Annotated in this window: 12 protein-coding genes; 9 read left to right on the top strand and 3 right to left on the bottom strand. The window is 66.6% G+C overall.

What is annotated here, in order from left to right:
- The first annotated feature begins 50 nt into the window (after positions 1-50).
- Positions 51-2,480 (top strand): ATP-binding protein, encoded by a 2,430-nt coding sequence (locus DB31_RS44455; protein WP_052419673.1) that lies wholly within the window; start codon positions 51-53, stop codon positions 2,478-2,480.
- Positions 2,481-2,548: 68 nt separating this feature from the next.
- Positions 2,549-4,144 (top strand): amino acid permease, encoded by a 1,596-nt coding sequence (locus DB31_RS03215; protein ID WP_044181713.1) that lies wholly within the window; start codon positions 2,549-2,551, stop codon positions 4,142-4,144.
- 52 nt (positions 4,145-4,196) lie between these two features.
- On the opposite strand, the gene DB31_RS03210 is transcribed toward DB31_RS03215, so the two are convergent.
- Positions 4,197-4,697: a cupin domain-containing protein gene (locus tag DB31_RS03210; RefSeq protein WP_240486494.1), complete on the bottom strand. Its 501-nt coding sequence runs from the start codon at positions 4,695-4,697 to the stop codon at positions 4,197-4,199.
- 499 nt (positions 4,698-5,196) lie between these two features.
- Here DB31_RS03210 and rpsB point away from each other — a divergent pair, with 499 nt between their 5' ends.
- The 5 genes from rpsB to DB31_RS03185 all read left to right on the top strand — a co-directional run bounded on the left by rpsB (position 5,197) and on the right by DB31_RS03185 (position 9,473).
- A complete protein-coding gene (gene rpsB / locus DB31_RS03205) occupies positions 5,197-6,153 on the top strand; it encodes a 30S ribosomal protein S2 (RefSeq protein WP_052419698.1) in 957 nt (318 codons plus the stop codon).
- Between the two features lie 133 nt (positions 6,154-6,286).
- Positions 6,287-6,943 carry a translation elongation factor Ts gene (tsf, locus tag DB31_RS03200; protein ID WP_044181707.1) on the top strand — a complete coding sequence of 219 codons (657 nt, stop codon included), beginning with the start codon at positions 6,287-6,289 and terminating at the stop codon, positions 6,941-6,943.
- A 194-nt stretch (positions 6,944-7,137) separates the two neighbouring features.
- Complete coding sequence (gene pyrH, locus DB31_RS03195; protein WP_044181705.1) at positions 7,138-7,887, top strand: UMP kinase; 750 nt, start codon at positions 7,138-7,140, stop codon at positions 7,885-7,887.
- Between the two features lie 31 nt (positions 7,888-7,918).
- Positions 7,919-8,482 carry a ribosome recycling factor gene (frr, locus tag DB31_RS03190; RefSeq protein ID WP_044181701.1) on the top strand — a complete coding sequence of 188 codons (564 nt, stop codon included), beginning with the start codon at positions 7,919-7,921 and terminating at the stop codon, positions 8,480-8,482.
- Between the two features lie 22 nt (positions 8,483-8,504).
- A complete protein-coding gene (locus DB31_RS03185; protein ID WP_044181699.1) occupies positions 8,505-9,473 on the top strand; it encodes a diguanylate cyclase in 969 nt (322 codons plus the stop codon).
- 6 nt (positions 9,474-9,479) lie between these two features.
- Here DB31_RS03185 and cyaY read toward each other — a convergent pair whose 3' ends face one another.
- Together cyaY and DB31_RS03175 are read right to left on the bottom strand one after the other, a co-directional pair.
- Positions 9,480-9,812 (bottom strand): iron donor protein CyaY, encoded by a 333-nt coding sequence (gene cyaY, locus DB31_RS03180; RefSeq protein WP_044181695.1) that lies wholly within the window; start codon positions 9,810-9,812, stop codon positions 9,480-9,482.
- On the bottom strand, positions 9,812-10,306 hold the full coding sequence (locus DB31_RS03175) for a SixA phosphatase family protein (RefSeq protein WP_044181693.1): 495 nt from the start codon (positions 10,304-10,306) through the stop codon (positions 9,812-9,814). The genes cyaY and DB31_RS03175 overlap by 1 nt, the downstream gene beginning before the upstream one ends.
- A 189-nt stretch (positions 10,307-10,495) precedes the next feature.
- Between DB31_RS03175 and DB31_RS03170 the strand changes: the two genes are divergently transcribed.
- Together DB31_RS03170 and DB31_RS48540 are read left to right on the top strand one after the other, a co-directional pair.
- A complete protein-coding gene (locus DB31_RS03170) occupies positions 10,496-11,182 on the top strand; it encodes a hypothetical protein (protein ID WP_044181691.1) in 687 nt (228 codons plus the stop codon).
- A 52-nt stretch (positions 11,183-11,234) separates the two neighbouring features.
- Entirely contained in the window at positions 11,235-13,283 is a 2,049-nt protein-coding gene (locus DB31_RS48540) for a serine/threonine protein kinase (protein WP_044181687.1), read from the top strand.
- Positions 13,284-13,300: the final 17 nt, after the last annotated feature.

Here is a 13,300-nt window from a genome sequence, read left to right as displayed (position 1 = left end):
AACACACCTACCCAGGTCAGCGGGCTACCATTCACCTGGGGGGCCTCTCCATGAACGCACGGTTTCGCCGTGTCCTTCTCCTGCTCGCCATTGCCGCGCCCTACCTCACGTGCTGGATCTTCATCGACACGTATGTCCTGCCCGAGCACCTCTCGTCCCAGGTGGTGAACCTGGCCGGGAGCTGGAAGATCCACGAGGGAGATGATCCCCACTGGAAGGATCCAGCACTCGATGACTCGGCGTGGAAGGAGATCCACTTGCCTGGGGGCTACCATGCTCAGGGGTTTCGAGCGCCGCGGGCATGGGTCCGAAGGCACTTCGAGCTTCCTCCCGTGCTCCAGGGCGAGCCGCTCCTATTCACCTTGGGAGGCGTGCGCAGTGGCCAGGCCGTGCTCTTCCTGAATGGGCACGAGGTGGGGCGGACAGATGAGCGCATGAGGGGGCTGAAGGGAGAGCTCGACGGGCTCGAGGCCTGGAGGGTGGACAGCCGAGACGTGCGGCCAGGGCCCAACGTGCTGGCCCTCCGCTTCGAGTGGGAGCTGCAGGGAGATGATGGCGTGGCCGACGCCCGCATCTTCCTGGGCGCCTTCGAGCAGCTCATGCCGTACTACGTGCGCGCGAGCGACACCCGCCGCTTCTTCCAGGCCGGAGCGCTCGTCCTCTTCGTCTTCATGCTGGTGCTCCTGGGGACGTTCCTGAGCCAGGAGGCCGATCGCGACCATCGCGCGCTGCAAGTCTCCACCTTCTTCCTCGTGGCGGCTGCGGCCTTCTATGTGGCGATCCATGCGGGGCTGATCCAGGTGGCCCGAGTGTCCTCGCCTGCTACATACGCGGCGATCGTCACGGCCGTGGTGGCACTGGCCTGGTCGTTCCTGGAGTTTTTCGAGCAGTACTGCCTGGGGCGCGCGAGCCGATTCCGGAGGTTTCACCGGGTCTTTTGCGGCGGAGCCGTTTTCGTGCTGCTCGGCGTGTACGCGGCGGGCCGGGCGCACTGGCTGCCCAAGCTCTACCAGGGCTTCGCCCTCTACCTCTTCGGCCTCGTGCTGTACGTGCTGGCCCTCACTCTGAGGACCGTGAGACGCGGGAGACGCGGGGCCGACCTGGTGGTGGCCAGTGCCACCCTCTGCCTTGTCGTCACCAGCATCGTGGACGTGCTCACCGATGTGGATGTGCTTCAGGCGCCACGACTCTTCTCGCTGGCGATCATCGATCTGGGGCTCTGCGCGGGAGCCATCCTCATCGCGGACTTCGTCAAGCTCAGCTACGTCAACCAGCAGCTCTCGGCCCGGCTGACCCGGACGAACTCGGAGCTCGAGGTGGCGCTCAAGCGGGCAGAGGAGGCCGCCCGGCTCAAGAACGAGCTGCTCACGCTGGAGCTGCTGCAGCGCTTCGAGCGCAACTTCCGCACCTTGATCGAGCGCTCGCCGGAGGCGGTGATCATCCGTCAGCAGGGACAGGTGGTCTACGTGAACCCCGCGGGGATGCGCCTCCTGGGCTACACGGAGCCCTCACGGGTGCTCGGGACAGAGTGGTCGGCGGTGCTCTATCCCGATAACCGCGCGGCGACCGAGGTCCCGCCCTCCCCAGTGGAAGAGGTGAGCCCTTCGAAGCCCCGGGAGCAGCGGCTCCTGCGAGCCGATGGCGCCGCTGTCTTCGTGGAGCTCACCGAGCTGGCACTCGAGTTCAACGGTTTTCCGTCCACCGTGGTGCTCGCCCAGGACATTTCCGAGCGCAGGCAGCTCCAGGCCCGCCTCCTGTTGACGGACCGGTTGGCCTCGGTGGGCACACTGGCCACGGGGATCGCCCATGAGATCAACAACCCCATGGCCTCCGTCACGGCGAACCTGGTGCAGCTGTCCTCCGAGCTGGCGGAGCTGGCCCGGTGGAATGGGGACGCGAAGACCGCGGGCTGTGATGTGTCCGAGCTGAGCCAGGCCGCTGCGGAGGCCCTGGAGGGAGCGCGCCGGGTCAACAAGATCGTCAAGGAGCTGAAGCTCTTCGCACGCGGAGATGACGAGCGCTTGGCACCGGTGGACCTGCACGCGGTGGTGAGGAACTCGCTGAACATCGCGCTCCATGAGCTGAAGCACCGCGCTCGGGTCGTCTTGGAGCTGGAGGAGGTTCCTCAGGTGCTCGCCAACGAGTCGAAGCTCGGCCAGGTGTGCCTCAACCTGCTGCTCAACGCGGGCCAGTCCCTGCCTCAGGGGGCGGCTGACCAGCACCGGATCGTCGTCCGCACGCGTAGGCGCGAGGATGGCTGGGCGTTGCTGGAGATCTCGGACACGGGCTGTGGCATCTCGCCGGAGAACCAGCGGCGGCTGTTCGACCCGTTCTTCACCACCAAGCCCATTGGCGAAGGCACCGGGCTGGGCCTCTCCATCTGCCATGGGATTGTCCAGCAGCTGGGCGGCACGATCGAGGTCGAGAGCGCGGTAGGGCAGGGCAGTCTGTTCCGGGTCGCCCTTCCACCCGAGGGGTAGCGCTCGCTATAACCGTGCGTCCGCCGAAGACGCAGCGGATCCGCCAGCTCGCCGTGAGGAGGATTCCTGTGGCTGATGCCCACCCCCCGACGCACAGTGATGATGAGCGAAGGCTGGCCGAGCTCGGCTACAAGCAGGAGCTTCGCCGGACCTGGTCCGGCTTCTCCAACTTCGCCATCTCCTTCTCGATCATCTCGATCCTGGCCGGGTGCTTCACCACCTTCGCTCAGGCGTGGAACAACGGCGGCCCCATTGCCATCTCCTGGGGCTGGCCGCTCATCTCCGCGTTCATCATGGTCATTGGCCTGTGCATGTCCGAGCTGGTCTCGGCATTCCCCACGGCCGGTGGCATCTACTGGTGGGCGGCAAAGCTGGGAGGGGCTCGCGCTGGCTTCTACACCGGTTGGCTCAACCTGATTGGGCTCGTGGCCGTCACCGCCTCGGTGGTCTACGCCTGCGCCGGCTTCATGAGCATCACCCTGGGCCTGTTCTTCGCCGGGTGGAGCTCAGTGCTCGGCGGCGATGCGCTGCTCCAAACGTTCGCGCTGTTCATCGCCCTCATGGTGGTGGTGGCGCTGCTCAACATCTTCAGCTCGCACCTGCTGGCGGTGGTCAACAACATCTCCGCCTACTGGCACGTGTTCGGCTCGGCAGCGGTCGTGCTGGTCGTCCTGCTCACCGCCAAGGAGTACCAGACGCCCGCGTTCGTCTTCACCGAGCGCATCAACAACTCCGGGTTCTCCGACAGCACCTATTGGTGGTACGTGCTGCCGCTGGGCTTCCTGCTCACGCAGTACACCATCACCGGCTTTGACGCCTCTGCCCACCTGTCCGAGGAGACGCAGGGCGCGGCCCTGACGGCGGCCCGAGGCATCTGGCAGTCGATCTTCTACTCGGCGATCGGCGGGTGGATCCTGCTCCTGTCCTTCTTGTTCGTCGCCAAGGACACGAAGTTCATCAACGATCCGGCCAACGGCTATGGGGCCGGGCAGGTCACCGCGGTCTTCGCCTCGGCGCTGCCGGCCGCCATGTTCAAGGTGGTCATGCTGATCTCCACGGTGGGCCAGGTCTTCTGCGCCATCGCCTGCATGACGAGCACCTCGCGGATGCTGTTCGCCTTCAGCCGCGATCGCGCCGTGCCCGGCAGCCAGCTGTGGAGCAAGGTCAACTCGAAGACCCACGTGCCGGTGAACGCGGTGCTCGTGTCCTCGATCGTCGCCGTGCTCATCACCCTGCCCGCGCTCTACAAGAGCCCGGCGGGCATCCCGGTGGCCTTCTACGCGGTGGTGTCCATCGCGGTGATCGGGCTGTACCTGGCCTTCCTCATCCCCATCTACCTGCGCCTGAAGGCAGGGGAGAACTTCAGGCCCGGGCCCTGGACGCTGGGCCGGCACTACAAGTGGATGTGCACGGTGGCAGTGGCGGAGATCGCCATCATCTCGGTCTACTTCTGCCTGCCATTCGTGCCGTCCGCGGTGCCGTTCACCGAGAACTTCACCTGGTACGACGTGAACTACGCGCCGATCCTCGCGGGCGGCGTGCTGCTGGCCATCACGGTCTGGTGGTACGCCTCCGCTCGGCGCTGGTTCACCGGTCCGATCCGGACCATCGACGCCCCGCCCGCCGAGGAAGGCTCAGCGCCCGCCGCCAAGCCCCTGGCGTGAGCTCCGGTTCCGCCTGAGGCTTCCCCGGGCTCGCGCCAGGTTTCGAGCCTCCTCAAGGCGTCGTGGGCTCCGTGACGTTGAAGAAGCTCTTGATGACGTACGCGCCCTTCACGTCCCAGAGGATGACCGAGCCCTGGCGGATGAAGTAGCTGTCGCCCTCCTTGAAGGTGTGCGTCCGGCCTCGCTCGTCCGTGAGCGTGACCGAGCCCTCGATGATGGTGGCGTGCTCGGTGAACGGGAAAGTGACGCGGATCAGCCCTCGGGTGGCCATGAAGAGGCCGCCCCGCATGGGGCCCTCTGCAAAGTCGGTCCGGCCAAACAGCAAGGGGTGACCCTTGAGCACCTGCCCGCCCAGCGCCTCTGGCGGGCCGAGAGGGACCAGCGTCGACAGGTTCACCTTCTTCTTCGGCGAGTACACCAGCATCTCGCCGGGCTGCACGGTGCCGAGCACGGGCGGTGGTGCGTTGGGAGCGAGGCTTTCCTGGGCCTCGGTGTCCGCGATCGGCATCGCCAGCGCGGGGGCCTGGGCCCACAGCGTGACAGCGACAGACACGCTCAACAGCACGCCTCGGTGATAACGGAAACTTTTGTTGTGGATGCAATGGGCGAACATAGGGATCTCCATAGGAGGGAGACGTGCGATAGGCTGCTCGCTCGCCTCGCTCTACCGTTATCACTGAAAGCAAACAGAGCCGCTGTAAGTAATTCTCAGCAAGCCCAGAAAGAACTGGCGCTCCCGCGCTGGGTCTTTGAAGACCCGGCACGAGCTGAAGCGGGAAGAGGCTGCTGAGCAGGGAGACAGGCTTCGGCGGAGCGCACGCTGCATCCGCCAACGGTGAAAGCTTGCGAACTCCCGAGGGGTTTTGTTAAGGACCCCCCCGCCCTGGGGCCTCCCCGGGGCGGTAGGAAGCATCACCCACTACTCACACGTTCGTGCCGGCAACCGGTGCTCTGCTTTCAGGAGCAAACGGCCGGGGTTTCCATCGGACGTGGCGGACACAACCGGAGAAGCAAACATGTCGGAGACGCAGCAGGAGAATCAGGCGCAGGCCATGGCCGCCGCAAGCGGCATCACGATGAAGCAGCTGCTGGAGGCCGGCGTTCACTTCGGCCACCAGACCAAGCGCTGGAACCCGAAGATGAAGCCCTACATCTTCGGCGCCCGTAACGGCATCTACATCATCGACCTGCAGAAGACCGTGGTCATGGCCCGCCAGGCCTTCCGCTTCGTGGCGGACCTCACCTCGCGCGGCGGCCACGTGCTGTTCGTGGGCACCAAGAAGCAGGCGCAGGACGTCATCCGCGAGGAGGCCGCCCGCGCTGGTCAGTTCTTCGTCACCAGCCGCTGGCTGGGCGGCACCCTGACGAACTTCAAGACCATCAAGCAGGGCATCGATCGCCTCAAGACGCTGGAGAAGATGGCCGAGGACGGCACCTTCGAGCGTCTGCCCAAGAAGGAAGTCGCCTCGCTGGAGCGTGAGCGCGAGAAGCTCGAGAAGAACCTGGGCGGCGTGAAGGAGATGACGAAGCTGCCGCGCTGCGTGTTCGTCATCGACCCGAAGAAGGAGCACATCGCCATCCACGAGGCCACCCGCCTGGGTATCCCCGTCATCGGCGTGGTGGACACCAACTGCGACCCGGACGGCATCGACTTCGTCATCCCGGGCAACGACGACGCCATCCGCTCCATCAAGCTGTTCACCTCGAAGATCGCCGACGCGTGCCTCGAGGGTGGCGCGCGCTACCGCGCCTCGGGCGCCGCTGAGCGCGACGAGCAGGAGGAGCGTGAGGGCCGTGACGACCGCGGTGACCGCCGCGACGATCGCCGGGGCCCGCGCCGTGGCGACCGGGGTGATCGCGGTGACCGCCGCGGGGGTGACCGGGGCGGCGAGCGCCGTGGACCCCTCGTGGAGATGAAGGGCGCGGCTCCCGCGGCTGCTGAGGGTGAGGCCGAGGGCAGCGGCGGCGGCGGCGGCGAGGGTGGTGGCGAGGAGACCGCGGCCGAGTAGGCCCGCGCTCCCGCGTATCAGTCCGTGAAGTCGGCCGGGTGGTGCTCACCACCCGGCCTTTGCATTTCCCCAACCGAAGTACCTGCACAACACCTCGCGGGGCGCACTGCGCTCGCGGGGTCTGGAGACGAACATGGCCGAGGTCAGCGCCTCGATGGTGAAGGAACTCCGCGAGAAGACCGGCGCGGGCATGATGGACTGCAAGAAGGCGCTCGCCGAGACCGGCGGTGACTTCACCAAGGCCGAGGAGTGGCTGCGCAAGAAGGGCATCGCCCGCGCCGCGGGTAAGGCGGACCGCGTGGCGGCCGAGGGCGTCATCGCCACCTACGTCCACGGTGGCCGCATCGGCGTGATGGTGGAGATCAACTGCGAGACGGACTTCGTGGCTCGCAACGAGGACTTCCAGGATCTGGGCCGCGAGATCGCCATGCAGGTGGCCGCCGCCAGCCCGCAGTACGTGCGCCGTGAGGAGATCCCCGCGGACGTGCTGGAGAAGGAGAAGGAGATCCAGCGCGCTCAGTTGAAGGAGCAGAAGAAGCCTGAGGCCATGTGGGACAAGATCCTCGTGGGCAAGATCGAGAAGTACTACGAGACGGTCTGCCTGGTGGACCAGCTCTGGGTGAAGGACGACAAGAAGAAGGTGGGCGAGATGGTCACCGAGCGCGCCGCGAAGATCGGCGAGAAGGTCTCCATCCGCCGCTTCGCGCGCTTCGTGGTGGGCGAGGGCATCGAGAAGAAGAAGGATGACCTGGCCGCCGAGGTCGCCAAGACGCTGGGCACCCAGGCCTAGCCGCGCCGCCAGCCCTCTGGGCTGACGAGGGCCGCGTGTTCCAGGTTCCCTTTCGGGCCTGGGGCTGCGGCCCTTCGCGTTTTCCGGGGCCTGCACCGGCGGCCCGGCCGGAGCGTTGACGGGAGACGGTGGCGCACCTCCAGAGCGACGCGGACGTTGATCGGGGGCGGGGTGGGGGATATGAGCAGAGCCGCATGTCTGAACCGACCCGCTCCCTCCGTTACAAGCGCGTGCTCCTCAAGCTCTCCGGCGAGGCCCTCATGGGCGATGGGAAGTACGGCATCCATCCGCCCACGCTCACCCGCATTGCCAGCGAGGTGAAAGAGGTGGTCGAGGCCGGTGTGGAGCTGGCCGTCGTCATTGGCGGCGGCAACATCTTCCGCGGCGTGGCTGGCGCCACCGAGGGCATGGACCGCGCGAGCGCCGACTACATGGGCATGCTCGCCACCTGCATCAACTCCATGGCCATGCAGGATGCGCTGGAGAAGCAGGGCGTCTTCACCCGGGTGCTGTCGGCCATCAAGATGGAGCAGATTGCCGAGCCCTACATCCGCCGCCGCGCCGTGCGCCACCTGGAGAAGGGGCGCGTGGTCATCTTCGCCGCCGGCACGGGCAACCCGTACTTCACCACGGACACCGCGGCCAGCCTGCGCGCCATGGAGATCAACGCCGAGGTGATTCTCAAGGCCACCAAGGTGGACGGCGTGTACAACGCGGACCCCAAGAAAGACTCCACGGCGAAGCGCTACCGCTCGCTGACGTACATGGACGTGCTCAGGCAGAACCTCAACGTGATGGACTCCACGGCCATCTCGCTGTGCATGGACAACAAGCTGCCCATCGTCGTGTTCGACCTGACGGCCCGCGGCAACATCGGCCGGGCCGTGCTCGGCAACGGGGATATCGGTACAGTGGTGGGCGCCTCCGAGACGGTCTGGGCCTGAAACTCTTCTTCTCCTTCCGAAGGAGCACACAATGGCGAATGGCGATGAAGTCGTTACGCAGCTGAAGTCCCGTATCGACAAGACGCTCGATGATCTCAAGAAGGAGCTGGGCAAGGTGCGCACCGGGCGCGCCAGCACCAGCATCCTCGATGGCATCCGCGTGGACTTCTATGGCACGCCCACTCCGTTGAGCGGCGTGGCCAGCGTGAACGCCCCGGAGCCCCGGCTCATCACCATCAAGCCGTGGGACAAGAGCGTGCTGAAGGACATCGAGAAGGCCATTCGCGAGGCCAACCTCGGCATCAACCCGATGAACGACGGCGAGCTCATCCGCCTGCCGTTCCCGGCGCTGACCGAGGAGCGCCGCAAGGAGATCGCCAAGCAGGTGAAGTCCAAGGGCGAGGAGCACAAGGTCGCCGTGCGCAACATCCGCCGCGACGCCAACGAGCTCATCAAGACCCAGCTCAAGGACAAGAAGATCACCGAGGACGACAAGAAGCGCCTCGAGGAGAAGGTGCAGAAGGAGACCGACGCGGGCGTGGCCGAGGTCGACAAGATCGTCGCCGCGAAGGAAAAGGAGGTCATGTCGGTCTGATTTGGGGCTTTAATAGCCCCGTATGCGCTCCGTTCTCATCGCCGAACCCGCCATCCCTGTCGCTACAGCCCTGCGCAGGTTCTTGGAGAGCGCCAATTATGCCGTGATTGTCGTCAGCACGGCGGCGGAGGCGCTCCGGGAGGTCCGCACCAGTCCCCCGGAGGTGCTGCTGACCTCGCTGTCCGACTCCCTGGACGGCGAGACGCTGTGCCGGGAGGTGAAGCAGGAGGCGCCGGAGCTGCCGGTGCTCCTGCTCTACATGCCCGAGGAGGAGAACCCCGAGGAGCGCGCCACCGCCGCGGGCGCGGATGCCTGTCTGGTGGGCCCCCTCAAGCGCACCACCCTGGTGACGTGCGTGGGGCTGATGCTCCAGCTCGCCGACACCCGTGCCGCCACCCGCTCCACCCAGGCTCCAGCTCCGGCTCCGGCTCCGGAGTCTGATGACGCGGCGGCCCGCCGGTTCGGGCTGGAGGGTCCGTCCTCTCCGGACTTCGACTTTCTCAAGCGGCTGCTGTTGATGGAGGTGAAGCGCAGCCGGCGCTACCGCTACCCCATCGCCCTGCTGCTGATGGAGCTGGACCACTTGTCCGAGCGCACCGCTCAGCTGGGCTCCTCGCAGCGCACCACGCTGCTGGCGGAGATGCTGGGGTTGCTCTCGGGTGGGGTGCGGGACATCGACGTCATCGTCCCCACCACCGAGGGCCGCTTCGTCGCCTTCTTCCCCCACACCCCCAGGGTGGGCGCGATGGTGGTGGCCGAGCGCATGCGTCAGCGCGTGAGGACGCTGGCTCGCCTGCCGAACATGACCGTGTCCATGGGGCTGTCCGTCTTCGAGCCCTCGCCCGTGCGAGGGCAGACGCAGGTGAGCTTCGGCAATCTGATGAAGGATGCCAACGAGGCGCTGCGCAAGGCCCAAGCCGAGGGCGGCGACCGGGTGAGCTTCATCGAGCGCGAGGTTCCCTCCGAGGAGGAGGAGCCCTCCGAGGACTGAGCCCGCTCAGGACGGGTAGGTGAAGGGCTCGCCGCTGAGCTCGCTCACCACGTCCGCGACGAAGGAGAACAGCTCCAGCCCCTTGCCCTTGTCGTCCTTCCAGGTGCCGGAGGCCTCGTCGTACGAGAAGTGGATGCCCTGGGACTTGCCCGCCACCCAGATCTGCCGCACGGCCCGCTGGGTGTTGACGATGCACTTCTCCCGCGAGCGAGCGGTGAGGGTGAGCATGTCCCCTGTGCTGTCGGCCTCGAGCACGTCCGGATCCAGCTGGTCCGCGGCGGCCAGCATGCGCTTGAAGACCGCGGCGACACGCTGGTTGTAGAGGGACTCGTCCATCATCACTGGATGACGTCGACCACCTGCTGGCCCGGAGCCGCGTAGAAAAGGAACTTCAGGCCGGGGTTCTCGCCCTCGGTGCGCTCCAGGCCAATGACGGTGCCCGGGTTCACCGGCTTGGGGAACGACTGCATGCCCAGCAGGTGAGCAGCCAGCGCTCCCATGGACGGCTGGTGCCCCACCAGCACGAGGTTCTGGTCCGCGTGCTCGGTGAGGACGGGCTCCACGGCTCCCACCGGCATGTCCGGCAGCAGGCACCGATGGGCGCGCAGCAGGCCCTCGTGCTTGACCGAGAACGAGAGGATCTGCGCCGTTTGCACGGTGCGGACCAACGGGCTCGTCAGGATGAGCGAGATGGGGCCCATCCGCTCCGACAACGAAGCGAAGTGGTTGGCGGTATTGCTACGGGCCTTCGCGGTCAGCGCGCGCGCCTCGTCGCCAAGACCCTCGGGGATCTCCGCGTCCGCATCGCCGTGCCTTACCAGGAAAATCCTCAAAGTCCCTCCACCGCTCACGACACAGAATCGCGGTTCGTACACGACCCTGGCTGGGTTGGTCAAAGGTAATGCGGGGATTGTTCAATGCCGATCCCCCCCGATAGGTCGTCGAGGAGGCGCTGAACCCTGTCCCAGCAGGTCGGGAGAATATACTGACTTGACTTGGTTCTCGTCGCCAGAGGAGTGGGCATGCGTCGGTCGTTGTGGGTGCTGTGCGTGGCGTTGGGTTTCTCAGCCTGCAAGAAGGAGAAGGCAGAGCCAGCGCCTGCCGCCCCGCAGGCAGCAAGGCCCTCGCCGGCTCCGTCCCCGGACGAGCAGGCGGATGAAGACGAGGCTTCGGAGGCCGAGCTCGCGCCGGGGCCGTATCCGCTCACGAAGGAGAAGCTCGACGCGTATGTGGGCTACCAGCGAAAGCTCCTGGAGGCCTACGAGACGCTCCTGAAGGACCTGGCCCAGACGAAGCGGGACGCGGGGAAGGGGGATGACCTGGCCGAGGTCAACGCGACGATGAAGCTCATCGAGGGCAAGGCGCGGGCGGAGGAGGCGGCGCGCAAGGAGGCCGGGCTGAGCGAGGTGGACGTGAACGGCATCGCGGACATCGTGACGGCCGTCATCAGCCAGCGGCAGCTGACCCAGTCCTTCCACATCGATGAGGAGCTGAAGAAGCTGGAGGAGATGCAGGCGAAGCTGCGGCCGGAGCAGCGCGAGGAGCTGGCCCCGCAGCTGGCCGCCATGCGCGAGCGCACCGAGGAGCTGCAGAAGCTCACGGAGGTGCGCCGCACGTACGGGGACGCCAACGTGGACCTGGTGCTCACCCGCGAGGAGGATCTCGCGAAGAACTACCAGGACATGCTGAACACCTTCAGCAAGCGGTAACGGCGGGGCGGGCATGCAGCGCTCTTGCCAACGGAGGTAGGATGGCGCCTGGATGACCCTGCAACCTGGAGCGCGGTTCGGCCGCTATGAGCTGGTGTCGCGCCTGGGAAGGGGCGGCATGGCGGAGACCTATCGCGCCCGGCTGGTGGGCGAGGCGGGTGTCACCAAGCCGGTGCTCATCAAGAAGGTGCTGCCGGAGTACGCCAACGACGATGCGTTCACCACGATGTTCGTGAGTGAGGCGCGCATCTCGGCCACCCTGTCGCACGGCAACATCGCGCAGGTGTACGACTTCGGGCGGGTGGACGGGGAGTACTTCCTGGCCATGGAGTTCGTGGACGGCCAGCCCCTGCACAAGATCCTCAAGCGGGCCCTGCGCACGGGGATGAACTCGCTGCCCATCCCGGTGGCCGTCTTCATCGCCATCGAGATGTGCCGGGGGCTGCACTACGCCCATACGCGCAAGGATGACTCGGGGAAGCTGCTGGGCATCGTCCACCGGGACATCTCTCCGGACAACGTGCTCATCAGCTACGAGGGCCAGGTCAAGATCGTCGACTTCGGCATCGCCAAGGCGCGTGAGCTGCGGGGGTTCAACACCGAGCCGGGCGTGGTGAAGGGCAAGTACCTGTTCTTCTCCCCAGAGCAGGCCCGGGGCAAACAGGTCGATGCGCTGACGGACGTGTGGGCCGTGGGCGTCGTGCTCTACGAGCTGCTCTGCGGAAAGCTCCCGTTCCAGGGCACTCAGTACACAGCGGTGGCCAAGCTCATCAAGGGCGAGTTCCCCCGCCCTCGGGAGCTCAACCCGGAGCTGCCCGAGGAGCTCGAGGACATCGTCCTGCACGCGCTGACGGTCAACAAGGCCGAGCGGGTGGAGTCCTGCCACGAGCTGGGTGATGCGCTGACGGCGTTCCTCTACGCCATCGAGCCGCGGTTCTCGGCGATGTCGATCGCCCACTTCGTGCAGAAGATGTTCCAGGAGGACCTCTCCGCTGAGGGGCGGGAGGTGCAGGTGCCTCGCTCGTTCCTGGAGCAGATGGCCCGGTGGCGGCGCTCGACGTCCGAGCACGTTCCGGTGCAGGAGTTCTCCAACCCCAAGCCTCGGTCCGCCCCGCCCTCGTCTCCCAGGAGGTCAGCGGTCGCGACCCGGCCCCTGGCGCCCGCTCCGCAGGAGCCGGCTCCGGCACCTCCGAAGGCTGTCCCCGCCGCGGCCATGTCCGCGAGCAAGGCTCTGTACGTGGGCCTGAGCGTGGGCGCGGTGCTCACGGTGGCGGCCGTCATCCTCCTCTTTGTCGCCATGGGAGAGCCGAAGCTGAGTGGGCTGGATGCCACCACCTCGATGACTCCCCTGGGGCCGGGAGGGGTTGCCGGGGCTCCTGTTCCCGCTCCCGCGACGGGGGCCGCGTCCATGGCCTCCACCCCGGTTCCTCAGCCTCCCGAGGGGGTGAAGCCCCGGGTGAACCCCACGCCCGAGAAGCCGGTCCGGGTGGAGCGCTCTCCAGAGGAGCGGGCCAAGGCTGCTTACGAGAAGGCCGCCAAGCTCTTCGAGGGCAAGCAGTACAAGGAGGCCGGCATCGAGGCACTCCTGTGCATCGAGTTCGACTCGAAGAACCTGGACTGCCAGAAGCTCGCGGGGGATGCGCTCGCCGCGCAGGGTGACAAGGAGAAGGCGGCCGAGCGGTACCGGACCTTCCTCCGCCTCGCGCCCAGCGATGAGCACGCCCTGGAGGTCGAACAGTCCCTGGCCCTGATGCTGGGAATCACTCCAGCCCCTGCGAAGCTCCCAGACCCGCCGCCTCCACCTCCCACGCCCCTGAGCCCCGCGGCCCGAGCCGAGGTCAAGGCGGTCTTCACCGAGGCCGCGCGGTTGATCCGGGCCAAGAAGTACGAGGCCGCACTCACCAAGACCGCCCGATGTCTGAAGATCGACCCCAACCATGCCGAGTGCCACATGGCCGCTGGTGCGGCCTACGCGGCGTTGGCCAACTGGGACAAGGCCGTGGTGCACTACCGCAAGTTCGTCACGCTGGCACCGAACCACAAGCTGGCGCCCAGCGTCCGATCGACCTTGGAAGGGTACGAGCAGGCCAAGGCCCAGTGACTGGGCCTCCTCTATCT

The sequence above is a fragment of the Hyalangium minutum genome (assembly GCF_000737315.1).
Lineage (GTDB): Bacteria > Myxococcota > Myxococcia > Myxococcales > Myxococcaceae > Hyalangium > Hyalangium minutum.
Note: the sequence above shows the minus strand (reverse complement) of the source record. Positions and strands in the feature narration are given on the sequence as shown.